This window comes from Neisseria mucosa, from assembly GCF_013267835.1.
Classification (GTDB): Bacteria; Pseudomonadota; Gammaproteobacteria; order Burkholderiales; family Neisseriaceae; genus Neisseria.
Map to the genome: position 1 here is coordinate 1,810,592 of NZ_CP053939.1, position 24,892 is coordinate 1,835,483.

The following is a 24,892-nucleotide window of genomic DNA, read 5'->3' on the forward strand; positions in this document are numbered from 1 at the left end:
GTCTGAACATATTTGAGAAATCAAAAGTTTCAGACGGCCTTTGATGTTTTAGCCTTGGTATCTGTCTAAAGCATTTACGCTTGAACGCAGGTGCTCCCAAGCCAGTTGATGAAATTCCCCCAGTGCGTTCCATAGGGCATCTTCGCTCATAATGCTGTATTCGCCCTGTGTTCGCAAATCAACATCTGCTCCTTCTTCAATGGCTTGATGGCATGCTTGGTATTCGTTGGTATAGAAGTCATCCATGTCTTGCATGAGGCTTGCAGCATGTTTCCAGCGGGCGATATCTGCTTCCAGTTGCGGCAGTAATTCGCACCATTCGCGGTATTTGCTTTGAATTTCATCAATACGTTTTTGCATGATTTTCCTTTCGTTGTTTGAAATTAGAGTATGGTTGTCTTGGTGCAATATTATTCTTAATTTGAAACAGCTATGCAAGATGGAACAATAATTCCATCGATTGAATTTTATTTACAACATCTATTCTTCAAGGAGATGGTATGAAATTGCTCGTTATTGGTAATGGTGGACGTGAACACGCACTGGCTTGGAAATTGGCGCAGTCGTCTAAAGTAGAAACTGTCTTTGTTGCACCTGGTAATGCCGGAACGGCAATTGAGCTTAAACTGCAGAATATAGCGTTGACGGCGCATCAAGATTTGATTGATTTTTGCCGTAATGAAAATATTGCCTTTACCGTAGTCGGCCCTGAAGCGCCTTTGGCTGCGGGTGTGGTGAATGACTTCCGTGCTGCCGGATTGAAGATTTTTGGCCCGACTCAATACGCGGCTCAGTTGGAGAGTTCAAAAGATTTTGCTAAAGCATTTATGGCAAAATATAACATTCCAACCGCGCAATACCAAACCTTTGAAAATGCCGATGTGGCACATGATTACGTCAACCGAAAAGGTGCGCCGATTGTTATTAAGGCGGATGGTTTGGCTGCCGGTAAGGGTGTGATTGTCGCCATGACTTTGGATGAAGCCCATGCCGCTATCGACGATATGTTGTTGGGCAATAAAATGGGCAATGCAGGCGCGCGCGTCGTGATTGAAGATTTCCTGCAAGGCGAGGAAGCGAGCTTTATCGTTATGGTGGACGGCAATCATGTTTTACCGATGGCAACCAGCCAAGACCATAAACGCCTGCTGGATGACGACAAAGGCCCTAATACCGGCGGTATGGGCGCATATAGCCCTGCTCCGGTGGTAACGCCTGATGTATACGAGCGCGCGATGAATGAAATTATTTTGCCGACCGTGGCCGGTATGAAAGCAGAAGGTCATGAATTTACCGGCTTTTTATACGCGGGCTTGATGATTGATAAAACCGGTGCGCCTTATACCATCGAATTCAACTGCCGTTTCGGGGACCCTGAAACGCAGCCGATTATGAGCCGTTTGGATAGCGATTTGGTGGACTTGGTTGAAGCGGCAATCGACGGCAAACTGGATAGTGTTGCTGCCGAATGGAATCCGCAGACTGCAGTAGGCGTGGTGTTGGCCGCACAAAACTATCCTGATTCTCCGAAAAAAGGCGATGTGATCTTTGGCTTGGATAAGGCCAATAAAATCGGTAAAGTTTTCCATGCCGGTACTGCAACGAATGAAAAAGGCGAAGTGGTAACCAACGGCGGCCGTGTGTTGTGTGTCGTCGGTTTGGGCGATAATGTTGCACAAGCTAAGAGTAAGGCTTATGAGGCATTGGAAACCATCTGTTTTGACGGTATGCAATACCGTAAAGACATTGCTGATAAAGCCATCAATCGTTAATAATGAATAGAAATAGGCCGTCTGAACACAGATTGTCCGACAATCGCAGTTTCAGACGGCCTTGGTATATGATGATGTTCCCCAGAATTTTATCGGCTGCAGCCCAACGCAGGTTGCAGGCGCATCTTAAAAAAGGCGGTTTGGTCGCCTATCCTACCGAGTCTTGCTATGGCTTGGGCTGTATCCCTACTTTGCCCAAAGCACTCAATCAACTGATTCATCTGAAAAAACGACCGCAACACAAAGGTATGATTGTCATTGGGCATAGCTTGGAACAGTTGCAACCTTTGCTACAAAGGCCGTCTGAAAATATCCAAACCATGCTGCGTGAAGCATGGCCGGCTCCGAAAACTTTTTTATTGCCGGCCGGCAAAAAAGTATTGCCCTCATTGCGAGGAAAAAGACGCAGTAAATTGGCTGTCAGGGTTCCGGCGCATGCAGGTGCAAGGCGTTTGTGTCAGGTTTTGGAAATGCCTTTAGTCTCTACTTCATGCAATCGTGCGGGTAAACGGGCGTGCAAAACGGAAAGGGAAGTCAGAAGACAGTTTGGTAGGAAAGTCTGGGTTGTAGGCGGATTGATAGGTAAGCAGAAAACGCCTAGCCAGATTATTGACGGAGAAACAGGGGCAAGGCTGCGTTAAAGAAGAATTGTATTTTCAAAGGAAAAAGGTATTTATTTGGAGAAGCAAATTTTTTCCAAAAGATTGGAAATATCTTTGTGAAAAGCATTTAGCGCAGATCCAGTTTGATGTATAGCAGTCTGTAAATACAGATCGATTAAGCAGATAGTAAGTCAGTAAATAGAGTATAAAGCAGTATTTTGTGAAATGCTCTGGCAAAGAGTGAAGCAAATTTTGAGTGTAAATGAATCGCTGTAATAAATTATTTTTGAATAAACAAATTTTGTGGATAAATTTGAAGATAAATTTCCATAAAAACATAAAAAGGCCGTCTGAAACTTGATATTCAAAGCATTCAGACGGCCTTTAAAATATTTAAACTGTGGGTAACTTTGTGAATAAGTGTGGATTAAAGCTTATGTCCGCACACAGTTTCGTATTGTTTTTCAGTAATCGTGCCGCTCATGACGCTCATTGGGCGGATGCTGGTCGGCGTATAGCTTTGGTTGGAAATTACCCGGCCGTGTTCGTCCATCAGTTGCAGCGCTGCCAGGCGATAGGTTTTGTTTGAGCAATGAATTTCCCAGCTGCCGATGGCCGTTTTATAGGCCGGCGTGTTGACGAAACGTTCCTCTTTCAGTTTGGAAACGGTTTTTTTATCGCGGAAAGTAACCAGTGCGCCATTTCTTTTAATGCTGCTTCTATCAATGGCCACTTTGATATTGCCTTCAGAGATGGTGCCGATATTGGTCCAGCTGCCGCCACCGCTCGATGTGGTGGTTGTTTCACAGGCACTCAACATCAAAGTCGCAAATACGGTTGCAGCTAGGGAAAAACGTTTGATATTCATAAAACCTCATTATTTACAGAAAGTCAGCCAATATTATCCGTGAAGATGGCATATATCGTAAATCGATTTTGCAAAGTTGAACCTCTGAAAAGAATTTTATGAAAAATACGCTGAAAAGGCCGTCTGAAACCTGTCTTTCAGACGGCCTTGGAGTGTAAAATCATGTATAATTGCAAACAATTTGGTTTTCATCCCATAGGAAGATCCGACATGATTAACCCTATCGCTGCACTTTCCCCATTAGATGGCCGCTACGCCAAATCCGTTGAAGCATTGCGCCCGATTTTCTCCGAATACGGCCTGATGCGTGCGCGTGTCAAAGTTGAATTAAACTGGCTCAAAGCCCTTGCCGCCGAGCCTAAGATTGCAGAAGTTCCTGCTTTCAGCGATTTTACGCTTGCCGAAATCGACAAAGTGATCGAAAACTTCTCGCTTGAAGATGCCGCCGCCGTCAAAGCCATTGAGGCGACCACCAATCACGACGTCAAAGCCATCGAATATTGGCTTAAAGAACGCTTCTCCGGCGTGCCTGAAGTGGCTGCTGCCAGCGAGTTCATCCACTTTGCCTGCACCAGCGAAGACATCAACAACCTGTCCCACGCTTTAATGCTGCAAGAAGCGCGTGAGGCTGTTTTGCTACCGAAACTGGTTGAAATCATCGAGAAGTTGACCGGCATGGCGCATGAGTTGGCTGCCGTCCCGATGATGAGCCGCACGCATGGCCAGCCTGCTACACCAAGCACACTGGGTAAAGAAATCGCCAATGTCGTGTACCGCCTGCAACGCCAGTTTAAAAACCTGCAAGCGCAAGAGTTCCTCGGCAAAATCAATGGCGCAGTCGGCAACTACAATGCCCATATGGTCGCTTATCCCGATGTGGATTGGGAAACCCATTGCCGTAACTTCGTTGAAATCAGCCTTGGTCTGACCTTCAACCCCTACACCATTCAAATTGAGCCGCACGACTATATGGCGGAATTCTTCCAAGCCATCAGCCGTGTCAACACGATTCTGATCGACTTCAACCGCGATGTTTGGGGCTATATTTCTTTGGGTTACTTCAAACAAAAAGTCAAAGCAGGCGAAGTCGGTTCTTCCACCATGCCGCACAAAGTCAATCCGATCGACTTTGAAAACTCCGAAGGTAACCTCGGTATGGCCAATGCCGTATTGGGCTTTTTGTCCGAAAAACTGCCGATTTCCCGTTGGCAGCGCGACCTGACCGACAGCACCGTATTGCGCAATATGGGCGTAGGCGTGGGCTATACCGTATTGGGCTTTGCCGCCCATCTGCGCGGTCTGAATAAGCTTGAACCGAATCCTGCCGCCCTTGCTGCCGATTTGGACGCTACTTGGGAGCTGCTGGCCGAGCCGATTCAAACCGTCATGCGTCGTTACGGCGTGGCCAATCCTTACGAAAAGCTGAAAGACCTGACACGCGGTAAAGACGGCATTACGCCTGAAGTGTTGAAACTCTTTATCGAGTCGTTGGAAATTCCGGTAGAAGCCAAAGCCAAATTACTTGAGCTGACCCCTGCGTTGTATGTTGGCAAAGCCGAAGAGTTGGCAAAACGAATTTAAAAGGCTTTTGTAGGGTGCACTTTCTTAGTTATTGAGATTTTTTGATAGATAAGAAACCAACCCTCTACATCCGACAAATTAAAAAGGCTGTCTGAAATCTCTTTCAGACGGCCTTTTTCGATTCAATCCGTTATTTCACTTTGTCTTTCAATGCGCCGTAGCCGGCTGCGTCCATTTCTTCCAAAGGAATGAATTTCAAACTTGCGCCGTTGATGCAATAGCGCAGGCCGCCTTTGTCTTGCGGGCCGTCGGCGAAGACGTGTCCCAAGTGCGAATCGGCGGCGTGGCTGCGCACTTCGGTGCGGCGCATGTTGTAGCTGAAATCGTCGTGTTCGGTAACGGCGGCGGCGTTAATCGGGCGGGTGAAGCTCGGCCAGCCGCAGCCGGAATCGAATTTGTCGGCAGAGCTGAACAGGGGTTCGCCGCTGACGATGTCCACATAAATACCGGGTTTGAACAAGTGGTCGTATTCATGACTGAAGGCGTATTCGGTTGCGTTGTTTTGGGTAACTTGGTATTGCTCTTCGGTCAGAAGGCGTTTGAGTTCGGCATCGCTGGGCTTTTTATACCTTGCCGCGTCGAAGCCTTTGCCTTGCGGGGCGGCTTTGGTTTTGCCCGGTAGCGGTTCGTCGGCTTTGCGGATATCGATGTGGCAATAGCCGTTGGGGTTTTTAATCAGATAGTCCTGATGGTATTCCTCGGCATCGTAGAAGTTTTGCAGCGGCTCGTTTTCGACGACGAGGGGCTGTTGGTATTTTTGCTGCTCGCGTTTGAGCGCGGCGGCAATGACGGCTTTTTCGGCGGGGTCGGTGTAGTACACGCCGCTGCGGTATTGCGTGCCGATGTCGTTGCCTTGTTTGTTGAGGCTGGTCGGATCAACGACGCGGAAGAAATATTGCAGGATGTCGTCTAGACTGAGTTTGTCGGCATCGTAGGTGACTTTGACGGTCTCGGCATGGCCCGTGTTGCGGTAGGACACATCTTCGTAGCTCGGGTTTTCCGTTTTGCCGTTGGCATAGCCGGATACTGCGTCAACCACGCCGTCTATGCGTTGGAAATAGGCTTCCAAGCCCCAGAAGCAGCCGCCGGCGAGGTAGATGGTGCGTGTGTTCATGATTTTTGAATCCTTTTTCTGTGTGTCGGGTTTGTAGAACGAGTTTTTCAGACGGCCTAAATCGGCATTCGGGTCGCGGATTAACGCCAATGCCTGCGCTTCGTTGATGCTGCCTTTGACGATGCGCTGCACGTCGCCGTCTTTGCCGATTAACGCCCACGACGGGTAAACGCCGATATTCAGGCTTTGGGCGATGGTGCCGCCGTTGTCGGTCACGACGGGCAGCTTGGGATAGTTCAAACCGGCATACCATTTTTGGAAGTCGCCGTCTTTTTTCTCGTGCAAAAAGCCGGGGGACGCGACGGTAATCAGGTTGGCGGAGCTAAACCGCTTGTCCTGCGCCCATTTTTCGGTCTGCCCCAGTTCGGACAAACACAAAGGACACCAACTTGCCCAAAATTTAATCAGGGTTGGTTTGTCTTTTTTCAGGAAGACACTGGCAGGGCGGTTGTCAGGAGTTTTCAACGAGGACAATGCCTGCGGTACAGTTGCGGCTTCGGTATCCATCATTTTGGATGAGCAGGCGCCAAGCGCAAGCAGGCAGCCGAACTTGGCACAAAGGGAAAAGAAGGTACGGGGTTTCATCTCTATGTTTCCTGTATGGATGGTTTGCCTTGTTAGACGTTGGAAATGCCAAAACCTGACAACCTTGATTTTCAGACGACCTTGCCACGTAAAATACGCTACAATACTCCCTATTTCAAGTTTCTAAAATTAAAAGGAAAATTTAATGTTCAGCTTCTTCCGTCGCAAGAAAAAACAGGAAACTCCGGCTCCTGAGGAGGCTCAAGTTCAGGAAACCGCAGCAAAAGTAGAGTCTGAAGTTGCTCAAGTAGTTGAAGATATTAAAGAAGATGCCGAATCTTTAGCAGAAAGCGTCAAAGGGCATATTGAATTAGTTGTCGAATCGGCTGTTGAAACTGTCAGTGAAACCGTCGAGCAGGTGCGGGAAGCTTTGACCGAAACGCCGTCTGAAACAGTCGAAAAAGTGGAAGAACACGTTGAAGCGGCAAAAGAAGCGGCTGTTGAAACCGTCAGCGAGGCTGTTGAACAGGTTCAAGAAACCGTTGCCGAGATGCCGTCTGAAGCGGCTGAGGCTGCTGAAGAAGCAGCGGAACAGGCTGAGGCGACAAAAGAAGCAGCCGTTGAAACCGTCAGCGAGGCTGTTGAACAGGTTCAAGAAACCGTTGCCGAGATGCCGTCTGAAGCGGCTGAGGCTGCTGAAGAAGTAGCGGAACAGGCCGAAGCGGGCAAAGAAGAAGCTGTTGAAGCAGTTAGTGAAGCTGTTGAACAGGTTCAAGAAGCCGTTGCGGAAACCCCGGCTGAAGCCCCTGCTCCGGTAGAAGAACAAAAGCTCAGTTGGGCTGCGCGTTTGAAACAAGGCTTGACCAAATCACGTGACAAAATGGCAAAATCGTTGGCCGGCGTGTTTGGCGGCGGACAAATCGACGAGGATTTGTACGAAGAGCTGGAAACTGTGCTGATTACCAGCGATATGGGCATGGAAGCCACTGAATACTTGATGAAAGACGTGCGCGACCGTGTCAGCCTCAAAGGCCTCAAAGACGGCAACGAATTGCGCGGCGCGCTGAAAGATGCGCTGTACGACTTGGTTAAGCCTTTGGAAAAACCTTTGGTCTTGCCGGAAACCAAGGAGCCTTTCGTGATTATGCTTGCCGGTATTAATGGCGCGGGTAAAACCACGTCTATCGGTAAATTGGCCAAATACTTCCAAGCGCAGGGCAAATCTGTATTGCTGGCGGCAGGTGATACTTTCCGCGCCGCCGCGCGTGAGCAGCTTCAAGCTTGGGGCGAGCGCAACAATGTAACCGTGATTTCGCAAACTACGGGTGATTCCGCCGCCGTTTGCTTCGATGCCGTCCAAGCCGCGAAAGCGCGCGGTATCGACATTGTGCTGGCCGATACTGCCGGCCGCCTGCCGACGCAACTTCATTTGATGGAAGAAATCAAAAAAGTGAAACGCGTGTTGCAAAAAGCCATGCCGGATGCGCCACATGAAATCATTGTTGTACTTGATGCCAACATCGGTCAAAACGCCGTCAACCAAGTGAAAGCCTTTGACGAAGCATTGGGTTTGACCGGCCTGATCGTCACCAAGCTCGACGGTACGGCCAAAGGCGGTATCCTTGCCGCCCTTGCCTCTGACCGCCCAGTTCCCGTACGCTACATCGGCGTAGGCGAAGGCATCGACGATTTGCGTCCGTTTAATGCCAAAGCGTTTGTGGATGCCCTATTGGATTAAACGGACAGGCTGAGGCTTGTCAACGCAGTTTGCGGAGGATTTCTGAGCCGTATTTTGAAAGATTCCGCATTCGGTTGATACCAGCCAAACAGGCTGTTAAAAAGGCCGTCTGAAACCTAAAATCAGGTTTCAGACGGCCTTTATTGATTTACAAGGTTTAGTTTTTCCGTGCGGTAACAAACTCGGCCAGTTGGCGCAGGCGCAGGGCTTTGCCGCCGAATGGCTCGATCAGGGCAACGGCTTCTGCAATCAGCGTTTCTGCGTAAGTACGCGCGGCCTGCAGGCCCATCAGTTTGACGTAGGTCGGTTTGTCGTTGTCCGAGTCTTTGCCGGCGGTTTTGCCCAAGGTGGCGGTATCGGCTTCGCAGTCCAATACATCGTCGATCACTTGGAAAGCCAAGCCTAATTTGGCGGCGTAGCGGTCTAAGGTTTGGATTTGCGCCGGTGTTAAGTCCGGGCAGGAAAGTGCGCCTAAGGCCACGGCCGCGCGGATGAGTGCGCCGGTTTTGAGACTGTGCATCTGTTCCAATTCGGCCTGATTCATGGCTTTGCCGACATTGGCCAGGTCGATGGCTTGTCCGCCCGCCATGCCGAGGCTGCCGGATGCCTGGGCCAGCGTGGACAACATGGCAAGCTGACGTTCGGCAGGCAGGCCTGTCGGACGGCTCAGTACATCAAAGGCTTGGGTTTGCAGCGCATCGCCGACCAAAAGGGCGGTTGCTTCGTCGTATTGCACATGGCAGGTCGGTTTGCCGCGGCGCAGGCTGTCGTTGTCCATTGCCGGCATATCGTCGTGAACCAGCGAATAGACGTGCACCATTTCGATGGCCGCCATCGCCTGCTCAACGGCATTTTGGTTTGCTTCGCCCAATTCGGACGCGGCAAGCACCAAGAGCGGGCGCAGCCGTTTGCCGCCGCCGAGGGTAACGTAACGCATGGCTTCGTGCAGCGTGTGCGGCACTTGGCTTTCATACGGCAAGAAATGCGCCAGCAGCAATTCAGTTTGCGCTTGGGCTTTTTGCTGCCATGTTTTGAGTTCATTCGCCGGGTTCAAGGTTCAACTCCTTCAGTTCGCCGGCATCCAAGACTTGCAGTTTCTGCTCAACTTCCGCCAATTTGGTTTGGCAGTATCGGACCAATTCGTTGCCTTCCTGATAGGCGGCCAAAGCATCTTCCAGCGGCATTTCGCTGCTTTGCATGGCCTGGGTCAGGGTTTCGAGGCGGGATAAGGCTTCTTCAAAGGATTGGGGGGCGTTTTTTTTCATGGTTTGAAATGATGGGCAGAAAAGGGGAATTGTAGCATTTTTAGATGATTAAGGCCGTCTGAACAGGGATGAAAACGAAATCGAAGATTTCTGTTTCTTCGTTCAGACGGCCTTTTTTCAAACGGAATAACGTTATCAGCCCGGTAAAACGGCTTTTTGATAGTTGAGTGCGATAAACTGCTTCTCGGCATCCAATTCAGTGATTTTGAACAATGCCTGCGATTTGGGCAGCGCGTCAAACGGAATACCGGTCGCGCGCGTTACCAGCGGCAGCCCCTCAATGCGGACGAGGTCTTCTTTGAGGATGGTAGCCGTCAGCTCGCTCGTGCCTTGCTGTTGCAGATAGACGAGGCTCCAGTAGGCTTCCATTTGGCGTTGGAAGTCGGCGTAGGCTGTATAGGCGGCATCAAAGTCGCGCAGCGCGGCGAAAAGCTCGGCATCGCTGTTTTGGTACAGCGGCTCGGCAGTGTCGTCGATCAGGCTGATCAGCTGCTTTTGGTTGATGTAGTCGGCGGCGCGGCGCAGCGGCGAGGTGAACCAGCCGTAATGCTGCACGCCCATGCCGATGTGCGGTTCGGATTTGGTGCTCATGCGCACTTTGCCTGCCGGTTGGACGCGGAAAAGGCCGGGCAGCTCGTTTTTGTCCAGCATTTGCGCCCAAGTGCTGTTGGCAAGAATCATCATCTCGCTGACCAGCGTATCGATGGGCGAACCGCGTTCGCGGCGGACGACGGATACGTTGCCTTCCTCATCTAATTCGATGCTGTAATCGTATTGCGGCGCGCGGTCGGGCTCGTATTTGCCGCGCGCTTTTTGCAGGGCGATGGCGAATTGATAGAACCAAATCAGGTCTTGATGGTGGGCAAACATCATTTCGCCGGCTTCGTCCAAGCCGGTTTCGGCGTTGAAATGCGGTTCGATGGCTTGAATGCGCAGGTTTTCGGCGATGTTGACCGCTTCGATTTTGCAGGTTGGCTCGCCGACGTTGAACTCGCCGTCCACATCAAAATAAATGCTGACGGCAGGGCGGTACGCGCCCGCATCAAGGCTGAACGCGGCAATCCAGTTTTCGGGCAGCATGGTGATTTTGCCGCCGGGGAAATAAACCGTGCTCAAGCGTTCCATGATGTTTTTTGCCATTTTGTCGCCCGGTTTAACGGCAAGCGACGGCGCGGCAATGTGGATGCCGACGCGTTTCATGCCGTTGCCCAAGTCGGTCAGGCTCAAAGCGTCATCGACTTCGGTGGTTGATTCGTCGTCAATGGAAAAGGCGGTAACATCGGCCTTGGGCAGGTCGGGCATTTCAGGAAGCGGAAGATCGGGGAAACCTGTTCCTTTGGGGAAGTATTTGATTTCAAACCCGTCTTGCAGGTATTGGGGAATGGACGTAATGCCGCCTGTCTTTTTCGCCAGTTCGTAGGCAGAGATTTTCAGCGCGTCGGCGGCTTTGGTAAAGGCTTTATAGGTCAGCGACTGCTTGTCGGGCGCATGCAGGATGGTTTTCAAATCCGCCGCGATTTCAGACGGCATCTCGCCGCGTTTTAAGGCTTCCGCCCAAGCGTCAATTTGCGCGTCTTGTTGTTTTTTGCGTTCGATGGCGGCAAGCGCCTGTTTCAAAGTTTCTTCAGGCGCGGCTTTGAACACGCCTTTGGCTTTTTTGTAGAAATACATCGGCGCGGCGTAAAGCGCAATCAAGGTCGCCGCCAGCTCGGTTTTGGTCGGTGCATGGCCGAAATATTCTTCGGCAATCGCCTCAGCGGTAAACTCCTCTTCGCCGCATACTTCCCACAATAAATCGGTGTCGATGTCCGCCGCCTGTGTCTGCGCGTTCTCCAAAAACGCCGCCATATCGCCGTCAAACTCGGCAAAGACATTATTTGCCTTCACTTTGGTGCGTTTGCCGTGTTGGGTATCGACTTGGTAGGTGGCGTCGTTTTTTTGGACGATGGAGGCAACTTTGAATTGGCCGGACTCTTCGTAAAAGATATTCATTTTTTTAGGATTTTATGATTTGTAGGAAACGCGTGATTTTAGCAGATTTGCACAAGAAAGGCCGTCTGAAAAACATACTTTCAGACGGCCTGTTCAAACGGCGGATGATTAATACTGATATGCCGCCAGTTTGCGTTTGATTTCAGGCAGGGCAGTGCGTGCGGCCTGTTCGCCCAATTGGATGGCGCGTTGTTTTTGGTCGAAGCCGCCAATCGAGCCCAGCTCCAAAACCTGCGGTTTGATGACCACATTGGCTTGGCCCAATTCTTGGCGCAAGGCGGTTTGGCTCATCACGTTGATGGTTTGGTCAAGATAGGAGAACATGCCTTGGCTGACGTTTTTGGCCGGACGGGCGGAAATATCGACGGCAATGATGAAGTTTGCCCCCAGTTTTTTCGCCGCGCTGACCGGTACGGGCTGCGACAGGCCGCCGTCCACATATTTGCGGCTGCCGATAACGACTGGTTGGAACACGTTCGGAATCGAAGCAGAAGCGCGGACGGCCTGTCCGGCATTGCCTACGTTGAACACCACCGGTTTGCCGCTTTCAAAATCGGTTGCAACGGCGGCAAATTTGATGGGGAACTGCTGCATCGGGCGGTTGCCGACTTTACGGTTGATGTAGTTTTGCAGTTTTTCGCCTTTGATGAAGCCGCTGGTGGACAAGGTCAAATCCACCAAATCGGTTTTACCCAAAATTTCCGCTTCCAATTCGAGGCGGTCGGGCGACATTCCCGAAGCGTACATACTGCCGACAATCGAGCCTGCGGATGTGCCGGTAACGATTTTGATCGGAATATTGTTTTCTTTCAAAACCTTAATAATCCCGATATGGGCAAAGCCTTTGGATGCGCCGCCGCCCAAAGCCAGCGCAACCGTGGCTTTCGGTTTAGGTGCAGTATGCGAAACCGTATTTTGACCCTGCGCAGAAGGTTTGGATTGCGGCGCGTTGCCGCTCGGACAGGCAGCCAATACCAAGACGGACGAAGCGGCTAAAAACGTTTTGAATGTGGAAAAAAGTTTATTCATGTTCAGACAGCCTTTAATATGTCGAAAGGGTTATTTTACTCTGAAATTAAGTCGAAAGGCCGTCTGAAATTAGGATTCAGACGGCCTTTTAAATCCGGCTTAAGCCAATTCGAGCTGTTTTTCCAAACTTTCGACCAGTTGGTCGTCCAAATTCAAAGCTTGGGACAAACGGCTCAGGAACACGATTTCCTTGCGCGACAAGTCCGCGCAGACCAATCGGGCCGCCAGATAAGTTTCGGCTGCCAAAGCCTCGTCATTGCCGACCGAAGCGGCAATTTGCTCGATGGAGGCCGGTTGCGCATATTCCGCCTGCAGCCATGCCGCCGTTTCCGCATCGCTGCCGCTTTCACGCTCAATGGCCGCGCGTTCCGCATCGTCAATCAGGCCGTCTGAAGCCGCCGCCGCAATCATCGTTTGCAAAATCACACGGCTGTGGTTTTCACCAATCAGGCCGGCAGGTTGGAACACACTTTGCGGCAATTCGTCCTGCTGCTGGTTTTGTTTCCAGTTTTGATAGCCTTTATAAGCCAGAAAACCCAAAGCGGCGACCGAGCCGGCCTTGACCAGCTTCTTTGCGTTTTTCTTTTTCAACAGCATCGATGCCAAAGCACCCGTCAGCGCGCCGCCGCCGAAAGAATTGAGCGGGCTGTCCGCCACCGCTTTGCCGCCTTTTTGAGCCGCACCCAAAACCTGATTGAGCAACTGACTGAAATCCATAAAAAAATCTCCTGAAAACCAATACATTGCAAATATAGAGTAGAAACACCCAAAAACCAAGCCAAAGAAAGTTAAAAGGTGCAAACAAGTTTTCAGACGGCCATAGCCGACTTTCGGTACAATCACACCATTCCAAACAATAAACCCCATCATGACCGATACCGCCCAAATCATTACCAGCTATGGCCGCCGCTATATTGTCCGCACCCCCGACGGCCAAACATATGACGCCACCACCCGCAAAAAACGCGTCGATTTCGCCTGCGGCGACCAAGTCCGCATCAGCCCCATCAACGGCGAACAAGTCGTGATTGAAGACTACCTCCCGCGCGAAAGCCTGCTCTACCGCCAAGACGCATGGAAAACCAAACTGATTGCCGCCAACGTTACCCAACTGCTCATCGTAACCGCCGCCAGCCCCTCACCCAGCGAAGCCCTGTTGCAACGCGCCCTCCTCGCAGCCGAAGCGGCCGGCATTAATGCCGTCATCGTCCTCAATAAAGCCGACCTTCCCGAAACCGCCCAATGGCGCGAGAAACTCAAATTCTACGAAACCCTCGGCTACCCCGTAGTCGAAACCAACGCATTGGAAAACGCCGACATCCTGCGTCCCATTTTAGAAGGGCAAACCAACATCCTGCTCGGACAAAGCGGCATGGGCAAATCCACCCTGACCAACGCCCTACTCGGCAACCAAGCCGCCCGAACCGGCGACATTTCCACCGCGCTCGACTCCGGCAAACACACCACCACCCACGCCCAACTCTACGATTTAAACGCAGAAACCCGACTCATCGACTCCCCCGGCCTGCAAGAATTCGGCCTGCACCATCTCCAAGCTGCCGATTTATTACAATACTTCCCTGACCTGCGCCACCTTATCGGTCAGTGCCGTTTCCACAACTGCACCCACCGCGCCGAACCCGGCTGCGCCGTCAAAGCCGCTGCCGAATCAGGTGAAGCCAAACCCGAGCGCATCGAATTTCTGCAACGCGTTACCGATGAATTGTTGAGATAAAGATTGAACGGAAACTAAGCGTTTGGATAAATAAAAAGGCCGTCTGAAATTTTCAGACGGCCTTTTGTTGAAGTATAACCAAATTTACCTTTCAACCAGTATCGGTACCTTAGCGGGAAAGAGACGGTGCTTTTCGTGGCGGATTGATCATGAGAAGCACGGCTTCTTCAATTTGTTTGTCCTCCCGATCATGGAGCTCTACCGGAAACTTCAGACGCAATACTGTAATAATAGCGCCAACCGATAAGCCTGCATCATTAAGCAACTCAATTTCTTTAAGTACCGGTGCGGAAAGGTTTAACATGGTTTCTCCTTATGGTTTGGCTAAGGCTTAGCCCACTTTATCCCCGGGCTGCGCGCCGACATCGACATCGAGGAGCTTCAGTTTGCCCTCGGCGGTGGCGGCACTCAAAATCATGCCTTCGGATACGCCGAATTTTGCCATTTTGCGCGGGGCGAAGTTGGCGACGGCGATGACCATGCGGCCGTTCAATTCGGCGGGGTTGGGATAAGACGCGGCGATGCCGGAGAAGATGATGCGTTTTTCAAAACCGAAATCGAGGTCGAATTTTAAGAGTTTGGTGCTGCCTTCGACGGCTTCGCAGTTCAATACTTTGGCGACGCGCATGTCGATTTTCATGAAATCGTCGAAGCTCGCTTGTTCGGCGACTTTTTCGTATTTGCTCTCTTCGGCGGCAGGCGCGGCTGTGGCGGTGATGCTTTGTTTGTTGGCTTCGATTAAATCGTCCACTTGTTTTTGCTCCACTCGTTGCATTAAATGTTCGTACTTGTTGATGGCGTGTTCGCCTAAGGTTTCGCGTGTATTTGCCCAAGTGATGGCTTCCAAATTTAGGAATTTGGCGGCGTTTTCGGCCACTTTCGGCAATACGGGGGCGAGGTAGGCGGTCAACATGGTAAAGGCGTTGATGAGCTCGCTGCATACTTCGTGCAGGCGTTCGTCTTGGCCTTCTTGTTTGGCCAGTTCCCAAGGTTTGTTGGCATCAACGTATTCGTTGACAATGTCTGCCAAGGCCATGATGTCGCGCAGGGCTTTGGCGTATTCACGGCTTTCGTAGCATTCAGCAATGGCTTCGCTTTGCGCAGTCAGTTTTGCCAGCAATTCGCTGTCGGCAACGTCTTTCAGACGGCCTTCAAAGCGTTTGGCGATGAAACCTGATGCGCGGGCGGCGATGTTGACGTATTTGCCGACGAGGTCGCTGTTGACGCGGCTGATAAAGTCCTGCAGGTTCAAATCGATGTCTTCGATTTTGCTGTTGAGTTTGGCGGCAATGTAGTAGCGCATCCACTCGGGGTTCAGGCCTTGTTCCAGATAGGATTTGGCGGTGATGAAGGTGCCGCGCGATTTGGACATTTTTTGCCCGTCCACGGTCAGGAAGCCGTGTGCGTACACGCCGGTCGGGGCGCGGTGGCCGGAGAAATGCAGCATGGCGGGCCAGAACAGGGCGTGGAAATAGAGGATGTCTTTGCCGATGAAGTGGTACATCTCGGTTTGACTGTCGGCTTTGAAGTATTCGTCGAAATCGATGCCGATGCGGTCGCACAGGTTTTTAAACGACGCCATGTAGCCGACGGGCGCGTCCAGCCAGACGTAGAAGTATTTGCCCGGCGCGTCGGGGATTTCAAAACCGAAATACGGCGCGTCGCGGGAAATGTCCCAGTCGGACAGGGTGGTTTCTTCGCCTTCGCCCAGCCATTCTTTCATTTTGTTGAGGGCTTCGGCTTGCAGATGGGGCTTGCCGTCGTGCGGGTTGTTGCCGGAAGTCCAGGCTTTGAGGAAGTCGGCGCATTCGCCCAGTTTGAAAAAGAAGTGTTCGGATTCGCGCAATTCGGGTTTGGCACCGGAAACGGCAGAATACGGGTTGATCAGTTCGGTCGGGGAATAGGTCGTGCCGCAGACTTCGCAGTTGTCGCCGTATTGGTCTTGGGCGTGGCATTTGGGGCATTCGCCTTTGACGAAGCGGTCGGGCAGGAACATTTGTTTTTCGGGGTCAAAAAGCTGCTTGATGACGCGGCTCTCAATCTTGCCGTTGGCTTTCAGCGCGCGGTAAATTTGTTCGGAAAACTGTTTGTTTTCAGGAGAATGGGTGCTGTAATAATTGTCGTAGCCGATGAAAAAACCGGTAAAGTCGGCGAGGTGCTCTTCGCGCACTTTGGCAATCATGTCTTCGGGCGCGATACCTTGTTTTTGCGCGGCAAGCATTACAGGCGTGCCGTGGGTGTCATCGGCGCAGCAGTAGTAGCATTCGTGGCCGCGCAGTTTTTGGAAGCGTACCCAAACATCGGTTTGGATGTGTTCGACCATGTGGCCGAGGTGGATGCTGCCGTTGGCATAGGGCAGCGCGGAGGTAACGAGGATTTTGCGTGTCATGGTTTATGCTTGGGAAAACAATGGATAAAGATGTTGGGAATTATACCGCAAAACAATACGCAAAGGCCGTCTGAAACCCGATTGCCGGTGTTTCAGACGGCCTTTTGAGACGTTATAGAAAGGTTTTGTTACACGATACTCATTCCACGCGATTGAGATTGCACTAATTGTTTCTGTTGCTCTTCATATTCAGAGAGTTGTGCCGTTTGCTGGATTTGATTAAAACTCTTTTCCACGGGAATAGATGCAGATAGTCCTATATCCATAGAAGCAAGATTTAATGTAGGATTTCGGTTCCCGATTAGATACTGGTCGTTTTTTACACTAAATAAAGTAAGATCAGTTATATTTTTTGACTGAGCCAAGGCGGTAAGTGCCATAGCGGAATTTTGTAGTTTTCCCTCATCAATAGACAGGTTGTTTGTCTTATGATAAGTCGTTAGGTGTGCCATTGCAGTATTGAAGAGTTTTTGGGTTTCGGGCGAAATGTTTTGTAGTTTTGTAGCATTTATTTGCGGATCTAAAAAGGCGTATTGAGGACGATCCTGTTGTTCATATGGATTTGAATACTGGGGTTGGTTTTCTGCAATAAATTTATCAGCCCAGTTAATATATTTTTCAAATGCTTGTGGTGATTGACGAATTTTTTCTTTTACTAGATTATTAAATCTGCTTAGCATAGCCATATTTTTTTCAGCCAGTTGATGAGCTGGAGAATGTGGAGATAAAACAGATAATCCCTTTTCAGGGGTAAAATTGTTTATAGCATGAGATGAGTAAAGATTCCACTTGTTAGCCAAAAAGTTGTCATCCGAAGTATCTTGTGTGGCAAAACCACCTTTACGCAGATTATCTACTTCGTTTTTTGTAGTATACAAAATACTTCTGCCTAAATGATTGCTTGCAGATGAGACATAGTCTCCACCCATGCGGTGATTGATGATTAATCTGTCTGCTAAAGGGTTAATTGGGAGAGCTTCTTTCAAGCCTGCTGCTCCAAAGGCATTGAAAGTTTCGGTACGGTGGCTATAACGATTACCACATAGCTGGGCAAGTGCTCCTCCTAGTGAATGGCCGGTTTGGTAGATTGTTGCTCCGTTATGTTTTGCCATTGCATTTGCTACTTCAGTTAACGCTCTAGCATCGTTGTACTGAGGATTGGTATGGCTTTTAACCATACGCATATCGGCTTCTCGGTCTTGGCGTGTTTCAAACTCCGTACCTCTGTGGACGACTACTAACTCGTTGGTGTCTAAGCGACGGTAAATGGCACCAAAATAACCATTTTTGGGATTGTCGCTGATTCTTTCAACAGCATATTTAATACCGTTTAAAGTTATTTCTTTATTTTTTTCGTTATCAAAAACCAGTTTTTTTTCGCCGTTTTCATCTTTCTTCCCATAAATGTGATCAGACAGCAGGGCAAAATCCTGACTATTCAATGCTCTCATTTTTCAACCTTTCTTAATGTTAATTCAACTGTAAAAAGAGAATCCGGTTTATAATCCGCCACATTTTTATGCCAACTTTCAATACCTCTATCAGAATATCCGCTATCAATTGAACCATTACCTTGAAATTCGGTTGCTATGGGATAAAGGTTTTTTTCATAATGATTGGTTACTTTTAATTCAGGATTTTCCTCAGTCAGTTTTTTTAAATCTTCCGAATCAATACGGACAATCAAAGCTGTTTCTCGCTTATCTTTTCCTGTCGGTTCCATTACTATGGCAGCACTTAAAAACTGCCATTTACATACGCCTTCCCCATAGTAATCTTCATCTAAAGGAGTATCCGAATAAAAGTCTGTAGCATATGTATTATTATCAATTTTAGTCATCTCCAGTTTTTTTCGGTATTGAGGCCACGTTGTCGCACCTACCCAACGATTGGTTACATATTTGCAGTTTTCCGATTGGTAAAGTTCATCTCCCGTCACAATCTGGAAAGCTAGAGGCGCATCTTTAATTTTAACCACTGCTTGATAATGTTCTTTACGGTTTGGGTTAATTTTGACATCCTTTGGAGGAGCATCTCCTTTTGGCAGTTTATAGGTAGGGAATTCCGATTCTTTAAATCCGTATTCCTCGTACATGTTTTTCTCCTTGTTGCAGGCAGTTAATGATAAAGCGGCACAGAGACCGAATAGTAAGATAAAAGGTTTCATAAGAGTTCCTTCTACAATAAGACTTTGAATCTTGATTCAAAGTATACAGGAATATTTGTTGTTACTTTATTCTTTTGTATTTTCTTTCAAATTTTGATAAATACGCTGTTTTAGAAACTCTGCAATGGTTGTCAATAAAAATGCTGTAAACCATAAATACAATCCTAATCCGTAAGTTGGTTTTTCATGCCCTCCCGCTTCATTCACAATTACTTCGTTTAAGGTAAATGTAAGTAGTGCCACAACCCATAATAAACCATGCAAAGTAAAGATAAGTTTTTTTGCTTGAGGTCGGATAAGAGATATGAATATTAAAATGAACCAAATATAATTTGCATAAACAGCAAAATATCCAATGTGGCCTAAACCAGGTCCAAATATTGTTCCAATAATGAGAACAAAAAATCCCTCATATTGTCCTTCTTTTCCGAAAGTAAATACATTTTGAAATAAGGAACAAATCCAAATGAAAATGGCAATAAAGAAACATAGTTTATGGCCATAATGGGTTATCCGTTTCTTTGTCGTGTGTGATGAACTGTTCATAATGAATATTGATTATATGGAAGATTAGCAGTGAATAATCATTAGGTTTACTACTGCTTTAATGATTATTTTTGTATCAATCAGATTAATTTTGAGAAGATGGGACGGTAGGTTTTCTGAGTGGTTACTAATCAAAAAATCCTATTTCTTATCTTGTTACCTGCTTTTTATTTCACAAGTAGATAGGCCGTCTGAAAACAAGCATAGCGAGTTTGCTAGATTTTGTTTTCAGACGGCCTTTTATTTATCGGCTGCGTATGGAATCAACCGCGTACGCGTTCGATTTTTGCGCCTACGCCGCCGAGTTTTTTCTCGATGTATTCATAGCCGCGGTCGAGGTGGTAGATGCGTTCGACGATGGTTTCGCCTTCTGCGACCAAGCCTGCCATGACGAGGCTGGCGGAGGCGCGCAGGTCGGTTGCCATCACGACGGCGCCGGAGAGTTTTTCCACGCCTTTGATGTAGGCGGTGTTGCCTTCGGTGGTGATGTCTGCGCCCATGCGGTTGAGTTCGGGAACGTGCATGAAGCGGTTTTCAAAAATGGTTTCCACCACGCGGCTGCTGCCTTCGGCAATGGCGTTCATGGCCATAAACTGCGCCTGCATGTCGGTTGGGAAGCCTGGGTGGACGACGGTGCGGATGTCCACGGCTTTGGGGCGTTGTTGCATGTCGATGGAAATCCAGTTGTCGCCTGCTTCGATGATGGCGCCGGCTTCGGTCAGTTTGTTTAGCACGACTTCCATGGTTTTGGGGGCGGCATTGCGCAGGACGACTTTGCCGCCGGTCATGGCGACGGCGCAGAGGAAGGTACCGGCTTCAATGCGGTCGGGAACGACGCTGTGTTCGCAGCCGTGCAGCTCTTTTACGCCTTCGATGGTCATGGTTGCTGTACCGATGCCGCTGATTTTTGCGCCCATTTTGACGAGGCATTCGGCCAAATCGACAACTTCGGGCTCGATGGCGCAGTTTTCGAGGATGGTGGTGCCTTCGGCAAGCGTGGCCGCCATCAGCAGGTTTTCGGTACCGCCTACGGTCACGACGTCCATGGTGACGCGCGTGCCTTTCAGACGGCCTTTGGCTTTGACGTAACCGTGTTCGATGGTGATTTCCGCCCCCATGGTTTCTAGGCCTTTGAGGTGTTGGTCAACCGGGCGCGAACCGATGGCGCAGCCGCCGGGCAGGCTAACTTGGGCTTCGCCGAAGCGGGCGAGGGTCGGGCCCAAAACCAAGATGGATGCGCGCATGGTTTTCACCAGCTCGTAAGGTGCGCAGGTGTTGTTGACGGTGCCGCCGTTGATTTCAAATTCGGAGATGTTGTCGGTCAAAACGCGTGCGCCCATGCCTTGCAGCAGTTTTTGGGTGGTTTTGACGTCGGCGAGCATGGGTACGTTTTTCAGGCGTAAAGTGCCGGAAGTCAGCAGGCCGGCACACATCAGCGGCAGGGCGGCGTTTTTTGCGCCGGATACGGTGATTTCGCCGTTGAGGGGGCCGTTGGCAGAGATTTTGAGTTTGTCCACAGGATGTCTTTCGTTATTTGTCTGCACGGTTTATGCCGCACAAATGAAATGAGATGGATCATAAACCATCAATTATAAGGGATTATGCCCTTGCTGTTAGATTTGGCAGTATTAAATTTTCACAAGGTTTGTTTACGTTGCGAAAGGATAAGATTTCAGGCCGTCTGAATGGTTCAGACGGCCTGTTTGCCAAGGCTTATTTTTTGGCTTTGAAGCCTAAGAGGTGTTGCGTGGTGGCCAGCCATGCGCCGAATACGCCCAGCGCGATGACGAAGCCGAATACCAGCGACACTTCGCTAAATGTGAAGAAACGCCAGCCGATGTTCAGACCGTAGGGTTTGAATATCGCGTCCACCAGCGGCCGTACTTCGGCCAAAAGCCAAGCCGACAAGCCCAGGCTGACGGCGGCGGAGAAAATACTCTGCCACATTGCCTGATAAAGGAAAGGGCGGCGGATGAAGGAAGCGGGTGCACCCAATAGCTTGGTGATTTCCAGCTCTTCCTTGCGGCTGAGGATTTGCAGGCGGATGGTGTTGTGTGCCACCAAGACAAAGGCCATGCCCAATGTCAGCGAGAGGAACCACAAAATCTTGCGGATAAATTCGTTAATACGATAAAGGGTTTGTACCCATTCCGTATCCATGGTTGCAGATTCGACGCGCGGTAGCTTGGTAATGTCTTTATAGATAGCCTGCATCTGGTCCGGCGAAGTGGCAGGGTCGGGCGTAACGATAAAGACGTCGGGTAACGGGTTGCCATCGAGCATGGAAACAAGGTTTTGGTCGAGATTGGTCTGCAATTCTTCCAAACCTTCCTGCTTGCTGATAAAGCGGACTTTATCGATACGGCTGTCGCGTTGGAGCAGGTTTTTCACCGTATCGGCATCAGAACTTGCCGCATCGGTGTCCATATAAACCGTAATCTGCGGCGACTCGTTGAGTTTGCCCAACACGCTTTGACCGCTTTGGATGCCTAAATACATAAACAGCGGCAAGGTCATGGCAACGGCAAGCATGAGCAGGGTCAGCAACGTGCCGATGGGTTGGCGCAGAAGCTCTTTGAGTGCGGCGCGCGCCGATTCGACGTGTAACGAGATGTAATGAATCATACTCATGCGAGGCGTCCTTTCTGCAGGCGCAAGACGCGGTGGCCGTAATCCGCCATCAGCGTTTCATCGTGCGCCGCAACGATCACGGTCGTGCCTGCTTCATGGAAGGTTTTAAACAACTCCATGATATCCAGCGCATAGGCGCGGTCGAGGCTGGCGGACGGCTCGTCGGCAATCAGCAGGCTGGGTTGGTGAACCACTGCGCGCGCGATGCACAAGCGCTGTTGTTCGCCGCCGGACAAAGTGATGGGCATATCGTTTTCGCGGCCTTTCAAGCCGACTTTCTCAATGGCAATACGCGCACGCTCTTCCGCTTTGCGCGGCTGGTAGCCGCTAATCCGCAAAGGCAGGATAACGTTTTGCAAGACATTGCGGTCGTAGAGGATTTTGTGGTCTTGGAAGACAATGCCGATATGTTGGCGCATAAAGCCGATTTGATTGTCGCTCAAGGTGCCGAGGTCTTGATTGTTGAACCAAACCTTGCCTTTGGTAGGCTTGGTAATGCCTGAAATCAGCTTCAAAATGGTGGATTTGCCCGAGCCCGAATGGCCGGCGATAAAAATCATCTCACCTTTTTTAATCTGGAAACTGACATTTTTCAGGGCTTCGAAACCGCCGGGATAGGTTTTGGAAACTTGTTCGAAACGGATCATGGGTTTTCCTGAAAATAGGGATTCAGACGGCCGGCGTCATCGATAGGGCAACATGCCGTCTGAAAAAATGGGGATATTCACAGATTATAAATATTTCGGCTGCTTTTTGATAGTGAAACCCCGGTTCTGCCTGTGGATACACTGTCGGTTTGCAACACAAAGCAATATGGTTTGAAATAAAGGCCGTCTGAACGGTTGGATTTCAGACGGCCTCGGTATCAGCAGAGTAGGTTAAGCACCCTATCCGCTGTTTTATTTACATTTGGTTTTGGCCAAATTCACGGCGGCGGTCAGGCTTTTTTCGTTGACTTCGCCGGTGATGGTTTGTTTGTAGCCGCATTTCGGCGCTTCGACGACAGTGAAGGGCAATACGCCGACGTTGTTGCCGTGGGCTTTCATGAAGTTGCGGCTGTTGGCACCGGTGTAACGCCAAATCGGGTAGCTGACCGGTGTTTGTTTCAGGAACTTGCCGATGTTGTCGGTCGTATCCAGCGCGATGCCGACCATATCGACGCTGCCTTTTTTCTGCGCTTTGTACCATGCGGACATGGCGGGCATTTCTTTACGGCAGGGGCCGCACCAGGTTGCCCAAAGGTTGACCACGCGCACGGGGGCTTTGAGCGATTCCAGGCTTTGCGGTTTGTTGTCCTGCCAACCTGCCGTTTCGTCGGCGGCAAAGGCCGGCGCAGCGGTAAAAACGGCGGCGGACAAGAGAAGGGCGGTTAAGGCTTTCATGGTTGTATCCTTGAGGTTGCCAATCGAAATTGGGTTTATTGTAAAACGGTTTGGTGGGTATGCCTACCGATTCATATCAAGATATCAGGTAAAAAGTTTGAGTAAAAATCAGTTGCAGACGATAATAACCGCCATCATTGAATGATTTTGCAATAATACGGAGACTTTCATGCCGTCTGAATTCACACTTTATCACAACCCGCGTTGCAGCAAATCGCGTGCCGCGCTGGCTTTACTCGAAGAAAAAGGCGTTGCCGCCGACGTGGTCAAATATCTAGATACAGCGCCTGATTTGGCGACTTTGCAGGATATGTTTGCCAAACTCGGTATCGAATCGGTGCGCGACATGATGCGCACGAAAGACGATTTGTACAAAGAATTGGGTTTGGACAATCCCGATTTGGACAATGCCGCCCTGCTTCAGGCAATCGCCGAACACCCCGCCCTGCTCGAGCGTCCCGTTTTGGTAACGCCTACGCGCTCAGCCATCGGCCGTCCGTTGGAAAACATTGCCGCCCTACTCGGCTGACGGGGTTGGATAAGGCCGTCTGAAGATGATTTCCCTGCTTAAAAGCCGCAATGGCCTGCGATATTACCTGTTTCGCGGCCTTGCTTTGAGCGTTTTGCTGGTGTGCGGTATTTTTTTGAGCGGCACATGGCAGATTTACCGGACAGGTTTGCAAACCTTGCCGAAGGACGTTCATGCCGATGCGGCGGTGGTGTTGGGTGCGGCGGCGTGGGACAAACGCCCGTCGCCGGTATTCCGTGAGCGCATCAACCACGCCATCACGCTCTACCAAAGCCATCGGGTCGGCAAAATCATTTTCACCGGCGGCACACCTAAAAAAGGATTTATGACCGAAGCCGAAGTGGGGCGCCGATACGCACTCAAGCAGGGCATACCGGCGCACAATATTCTGTTTGAAAATACTTCGCGCAACACTTACGAAAACCTGCGCAATATCGTTCCCATCATGCACGCCAACGGAGTCGGCAGCATTATCGTTGTCAGCGACCCGTATCATTTGGCGCGCGCCGAAGAAATGGCCGCCGATTTGGGCTTGTCAGACGCGCAGTTCTCCGCTACCCCGACTACACGCTTTGACGAGCGCAGCAAGAAAGCCAAGTTCCTGATACAGGAGAGCTATTCTTTGTTTCTCTACCGTATCGGCAAATGGAGTGATGCGGTTTGGAATTGGATAAGCAGTTGAGCCTTGGGCAAGCCATACAAAAGGCCGTCTGAAGCCTTTTAGGTTTCAGACGGCCTTTTGTATTCTTACTTATTGATATTGATTTGCAGCTATACTGCCAAAAATGACTACGGCCAGCACCAGATAAATTGCCATTACGATGGCAAACAGAATCAAGGCAGCCTTGAAATAATTGGCTTTATTCGGATTGGTGTTTGAGCTGAATGCCCATACAAAAATCATAACTAGATTGACCATCGGAATCATCAAAATCAAGTTTGTTATCAACCATTCTTTGACGCTTACAATCGGAGCCTGTTGATGGCCGATTTGGTTTTGTCCGTTCATACGTACCCAGTAATTTTG

At 49.9% G+C, this 24,892-nt stretch carries 25 protein-coding genes; 7 read left to right on the plus strand and 18 right to left on the minus strand.

The features are described 5' to 3' along the window. Positions 1-48: 48 nt before the first annotated feature. On the minus strand, positions 49-360 hold the full coding sequence (locus FOC66_RS08675) for a DUF4298 domain-containing protein (protein ID WP_003747758.1): 312 nt from the start codon (positions 358-360) through the stop codon (positions 49-51). A gap of 140 nt (positions 361-500) precedes the next feature. On the opposite strand from FOC66_RS08675, the gene purD reads away from it, so the two are divergent. Together purD and FOC66_RS08685 are read left to right on the plus strand one after the other, a co-directional pair. Then, positions 501-1,772 carry a phosphoribosylamine--glycine ligase gene (purD, locus tag FOC66_RS08680; protein WP_003747760.1) on the plus strand — a complete coding sequence of 424 codons (1,272 nt, stop codon included), beginning with the start codon at positions 501-503 and terminating at the stop codon, positions 1,770-1,772. Between the two features lie 71 nt (positions 1,773-1,843). Then, complete coding sequence (locus FOC66_RS08685) at positions 1,844-2,413, plus strand: L-threonylcarbamoyladenylate synthase (RefSeq protein ID WP_036493962.1); 570 nt, start codon at positions 1,844-1,846, stop codon at positions 2,411-2,413. A gap of 388 nt (positions 2,414-2,801) precedes the next feature. Here FOC66_RS08685 and FOC66_RS08690 read toward each other — a convergent pair whose 3' ends face one another. Then, complete coding sequence (locus FOC66_RS08690; RefSeq protein WP_003747764.1) at positions 2,802-3,242, minus strand: surface-adhesin E family protein; 441 nt, start codon at positions 3,240-3,242, stop codon at positions 2,802-2,804. Positions 3,243-3,452: 210 nt separating this feature from the next. Between FOC66_RS08690 and purB the strand changes: the two genes are divergently transcribed. Continuing rightward, positions 3,453-4,823 carry an adenylosuccinate lyase gene (gene purB, locus FOC66_RS08695; RefSeq protein ID WP_003747766.1) on the plus strand — a complete coding sequence of 457 codons (1,371 nt, stop codon included), beginning with the start codon at positions 3,453-3,455 and terminating at the stop codon, positions 4,821-4,823. Positions 4,824-4,953: 130 nt separating this feature from the next. Here the strand turns inward: purB and msrAB are convergent, their stop codons facing one another. Next, a complete protein-coding gene (msrAB, locus tag FOC66_RS08700; protein ID WP_036493918.1) occupies positions 4,954-6,522 on the minus strand; it encodes a bifunctional peptide-methionine (S)-S-oxide reductase MsrA/peptide-methionine (R)-S-oxide reductase MsrB in 1,569 nt (522 codons plus the stop codon). 145 nt (positions 6,523-6,667) lie between these two features. Between msrAB and ftsY the strand changes: the two genes are divergently transcribed. Then, entirely contained in the window at positions 6,668-8,200 is a 1,533-nt protein-coding gene (ftsY, locus tag FOC66_RS08705; RefSeq protein ID WP_003747770.1) for a signal recognition particle-docking protein FtsY, read from the plus strand. Between the two features lie 157 nt (positions 8,201-8,357). Here ftsY and FOC66_RS08710 read toward each other — a convergent pair whose 3' ends face one another. The 5 genes from FOC66_RS08710 to FOC66_RS08730 all read right to left on the minus strand — a co-directional run bounded on the left by FOC66_RS08710 (position 8,358) and on the right by FOC66_RS08730 (position 13,203). Further along, on the minus strand, positions 8,358-9,254 hold the full coding sequence (locus FOC66_RS08710) for a polyprenyl synthetase family protein (protein ID WP_003747772.1): 897 nt from the start codon (positions 9,252-9,254) through the stop codon (positions 8,358-8,360). Further along, positions 9,238-9,465 carry an exodeoxyribonuclease VII small subunit gene (locus tag FOC66_RS08715; RefSeq protein ID WP_003681131.1) on the minus strand — a complete coding sequence of 76 codons (228 nt, stop codon included), beginning with the start codon at positions 9,463-9,465 and terminating at the stop codon, positions 9,238-9,240. The genes FOC66_RS08710 and FOC66_RS08715 overlap by 17 nt, the downstream gene beginning before the upstream one ends. Positions 9,466-9,600: 135 nt before the next feature. Beyond that, a complete protein-coding gene (locus FOC66_RS08720; RefSeq protein WP_003747773.1) occupies positions 9,601-11,457 on the minus strand; it encodes a ribonuclease catalytic domain-containing protein in 1,857 nt (618 codons plus the stop codon). 108 nt (positions 11,458-11,565) lie between these two features. Beyond that, positions 11,566-12,486, minus strand: coding sequence for a patatin-like phospholipase family protein (locus FOC66_RS08725; RefSeq protein ID WP_003747776.1), 921 nt, complete (start codon positions 12,484-12,486; stop codon positions 11,566-11,568). Between the two features lie 99 nt (positions 12,487-12,585). After that, positions 12,586-13,203: a tellurite resistance TerB family protein gene (locus tag FOC66_RS08730; RefSeq protein ID WP_003747778.1), complete on the minus strand. Its 618-nt coding sequence runs from the start codon at positions 13,201-13,203 to the stop codon at positions 12,586-12,588. 151 nt (positions 13,204-13,354) lie between these two features. Between FOC66_RS08730 and rsgA the strand changes: the two genes are divergently transcribed. After that, on the plus strand, positions 13,355-14,221 hold the full coding sequence (gene rsgA / locus FOC66_RS08735; RefSeq protein ID WP_003747784.1) for a ribosome small subunit-dependent GTPase A: 867 nt from the start codon (positions 13,355-13,357) through the stop codon (positions 14,219-14,221). Between the two features lie 109 nt (positions 14,222-14,330). On the opposite strand, the gene FOC66_RS08740 is transcribed toward rsgA, so the two are convergent. The 9 genes from FOC66_RS08740 to FOC66_RS08780 form a co-directional block, all read right to left on the minus strand. Further along, complete coding sequence (locus tag FOC66_RS08740) at positions 14,331-14,525, minus strand: hypothetical protein (protein WP_003747785.1); 195 nt, start codon at positions 14,523-14,525, stop codon at positions 14,331-14,333. A gap of 27 nt (positions 14,526-14,552) precedes the next feature. Further along, positions 14,553-16,610: a methionine--tRNA ligase gene (metG, locus tag FOC66_RS08745; protein WP_003747786.1), complete on the minus strand. Its 2,058-nt coding sequence runs from the start codon at positions 16,608-16,610 to the stop codon at positions 14,553-14,555. A gap of 128 nt (positions 16,611-16,738) precedes the next feature. Next, entirely contained in the window at positions 16,739-18,061 is a 1,323-nt protein-coding gene (locus tag FOC66_RS08750) for a lipase family protein (RefSeq protein WP_003747789.1), read from the minus strand. Continuing rightward, positions 18,058-18,777 carry a hypothetical protein gene (locus tag FOC66_RS08755; RefSeq protein ID WP_003747791.1) on the minus strand — a complete coding sequence of 240 codons (720 nt, stop codon included), beginning with the start codon at positions 18,775-18,777 and terminating at the stop codon, positions 18,058-18,060. Before FOC66_RS08755 ends, FOC66_RS08750 begins: the two co-directional genes overlap by 4 nt. Before the next feature lie 66 nt (positions 18,778-18,843). Next, the gene (locus tag FOC66_RS08760; RefSeq protein ID WP_036493921.1) at positions 18,844-19,323 is read right to left on the minus strand and encodes a hypothetical protein; all 480 of its coding nucleotides are present in this window, start codon (positions 19,321-19,323) and stop codon (positions 18,844-18,846) included. Positions 19,324-19,586: 263 nt separating this feature from the next. Next, positions 19,587-20,840 carry a UDP-N-acetylglucosamine 1-carboxyvinyltransferase gene (gene murA, locus FOC66_RS08765; RefSeq protein ID WP_003747808.1) on the minus strand — a complete coding sequence of 418 codons (1,254 nt, stop codon included), beginning with the start codon at positions 20,838-20,840 and terminating at the stop codon, positions 19,587-19,589. A gap of 196 nt (positions 20,841-21,036) precedes the next feature. After that, positions 21,037-21,954, minus strand: a complete 918-nt coding sequence (gene ftsX / locus FOC66_RS08770) for a permease-like cell division protein FtsX (protein WP_003747810.1) — start codon at positions 21,952-21,954, stop codon at positions 21,037-21,039. Next, entirely contained in the window at positions 21,951-22,601 is a 651-nt protein-coding gene (ftsE, locus tag FOC66_RS08775; protein ID WP_003747812.1) for a cell division ATP-binding protein FtsE, read from the minus strand. Before ftsE ends, ftsX begins: the two co-directional genes overlap by 4 nt. Before the next feature lie 252 nt (positions 22,602-22,853). Continuing rightward, complete coding sequence (locus tag FOC66_RS08780; protein WP_003747814.1) at positions 22,854-23,336, minus strand: TlpA disulfide reductase family protein; 483 nt, start codon at positions 23,334-23,336, stop codon at positions 22,854-22,856. 169 nt (positions 23,337-23,505) lie between these two features. Here FOC66_RS08780 and arsC point away from each other — a divergent pair, with 169 nt between their 5' ends. Together arsC and FOC66_RS08790 are read left to right on the plus strand one after the other, a co-directional pair. Continuing rightward, positions 23,506-23,865, plus strand: coding sequence for an arsenate reductase (glutaredoxin) (gene arsC, locus FOC66_RS08785; RefSeq protein ID WP_003747816.1), 360 nt, complete (start codon positions 23,506-23,508; stop codon positions 23,863-23,865). Between the two features lie 25 nt (positions 23,866-23,890). Then, positions 23,891-24,547, plus strand: a complete 657-nt coding sequence (locus FOC66_RS08790; protein WP_003747817.1) for a YdcF family protein — start codon at positions 23,891-23,893, stop codon at positions 24,545-24,547. A 69-nt stretch (positions 24,548-24,616) separates the two neighbouring features. Here the strand turns inward: FOC66_RS08790 and FOC66_RS08795 are convergent, their stop codons facing one another. Further along, a complete protein-coding gene (locus FOC66_RS08795; protein ID WP_003747818.1) occupies positions 24,617-24,874 on the minus strand; it encodes a hypothetical protein in 258 nt (85 codons plus the stop codon). Positions 24,875-24,892: the final 18 nt, after the last annotated feature.

Bases quoted from the DNA above. Each gene is read 5' to 3' on its own strand.
- FOC66_RS08675 (WP_003747758.1), bottom strand. From the start codon at position 360: ATGCAAAAACGTATTGATGAAATTCAAAGCAAATACCGCGAATGGTGC.
- purD (WP_003747760.1), top strand. From the start codon at position 501: ATGAAATTGCTCGTTATTGGTAATGGTGGACGTGAACACGCACTGGCT.
- FOC66_RS08685 (WP_036493962.1), top strand. From the start codon at position 1,844: ATGATGTTCCCCAGAATTTTATCGGCTGCAGCCCAACGCAGGTTGCAG.
- FOC66_RS08690 (WP_003747764.1), bottom strand. From the start codon at position 3,242: ATGAATATCAAACGTTTTTCCCTAGCTGCAACCGTATTTGCGACTTTG.
- purB (WP_003747766.1), top strand. From the start codon at position 3,453: ATGATTAACCCTATCGCTGCACTTTCCCCATTAGATGGCCGCTACGCC.
- msrAB (WP_036493918.1), bottom strand. From the start codon at position 6,522: ATGAAACCCCGTACCTTCTTTTCCCTTTGTGCCAAGTTCGGCTGCCTG.
- ftsY (WP_003747770.1), top strand. From the start codon at position 6,668: ATGTTCAGCTTCTTCCGTCGCAAGAAAAAACAGGAAACTCCGGCTCCT.
- FOC66_RS08715 (WP_003681131.1), bottom strand. From the start codon at position 9,465: ATGAAAAAAAACGCCCCCCAATCCTTTGAAGAAGCCTTATCCCGCCTC.
- FOC66_RS08720 (WP_003747773.1), bottom strand. From the start codon at position 11,457: ATGAATATCTTTTACGAAGAGTCCGGCCAATTCAAAGTTGCCTCCATC.
- FOC66_RS08725 (WP_003747776.1), bottom strand. From the start codon at position 12,486: ATGAATAAACTTTTTTCCACATTCAAAACGTTTTTAGCCGCTTCGTCC.
- FOC66_RS08730 (WP_003747778.1), bottom strand. From the start codon at position 13,203: ATGGATTTCAGTCAGTTGCTCAATCAGGTTTTGGGTGCGGCTCAAAAA.
- rsgA (WP_003747784.1), top strand. From the start codon at position 13,355: ATGACCGATACCGCCCAAATCATTACCAGCTATGGCCGCCGCTATATT.
- FOC66_RS08740 (WP_003747785.1), bottom strand. From the start codon at position 14,525: ATGTTAAACCTTTCCGCACCGGTACTTAAAGAAATTGAGTTGCTTAAT.
- metG (WP_003747786.1), bottom strand. From the start codon at position 16,610: ATGACACGCAAAATCCTCGTTACCTCCGCGCTGCCCTATGCCAACGGC.
- FOC66_RS08750 (WP_003747789.1), bottom strand. From the start codon at position 18,061: ATGAGAGCATTGAATAGTCAGGATTTTGCCCTGCTGTCTGATCACATT.
- FOC66_RS08755 (WP_003747791.1), bottom strand. From the start codon at position 18,777: ATGAAACCTTTTATCTTACTATTCGGTCTCTGTGCCGCTTTATCATTA.
- FOC66_RS08760 (WP_036493921.1), bottom strand. From the start codon at position 19,323: ATGAACAGTTCATCACACACGACAAAGAAACGGATAACCCATTATGGC.
- ftsX (WP_003747810.1), bottom strand. From the start codon at position 21,954: ATGAGTATGATTCATTACATCTCGTTACACGTCGAATCGGCGCGCGCC.
- ftsE (WP_003747812.1), bottom strand. From the start codon at position 22,601: ATGATCCGTTTCGAACAAGTTTCCAAAACCTATCCCGGCGGTTTCGAA.
- FOC66_RS08780 (WP_003747814.1), bottom strand. From the start codon at position 23,336: ATGAAAGCCTTAACCGCCCTTCTCTTGTCCGCCGCCGTTTTTACCGCT.
- arsC (WP_003747816.1), top strand. From the start codon at position 23,506: ATGCCGTCTGAATTCACACTTTATCACAACCCGCGTTGCAGCAAATCG.
- FOC66_RS08790 (WP_003747817.1), top strand. From the start codon at position 23,891: ATGATTTCCCTGCTTAAAAGCCGCAATGGCCTGCGATATTACCTGTTT.
- FOC66_RS08795 (WP_003747818.1), bottom strand. From the start codon at position 24,874: ATGAACGGACAAAACCAAATCGGCCATCAACAGGCTCCGATTGTAAGC.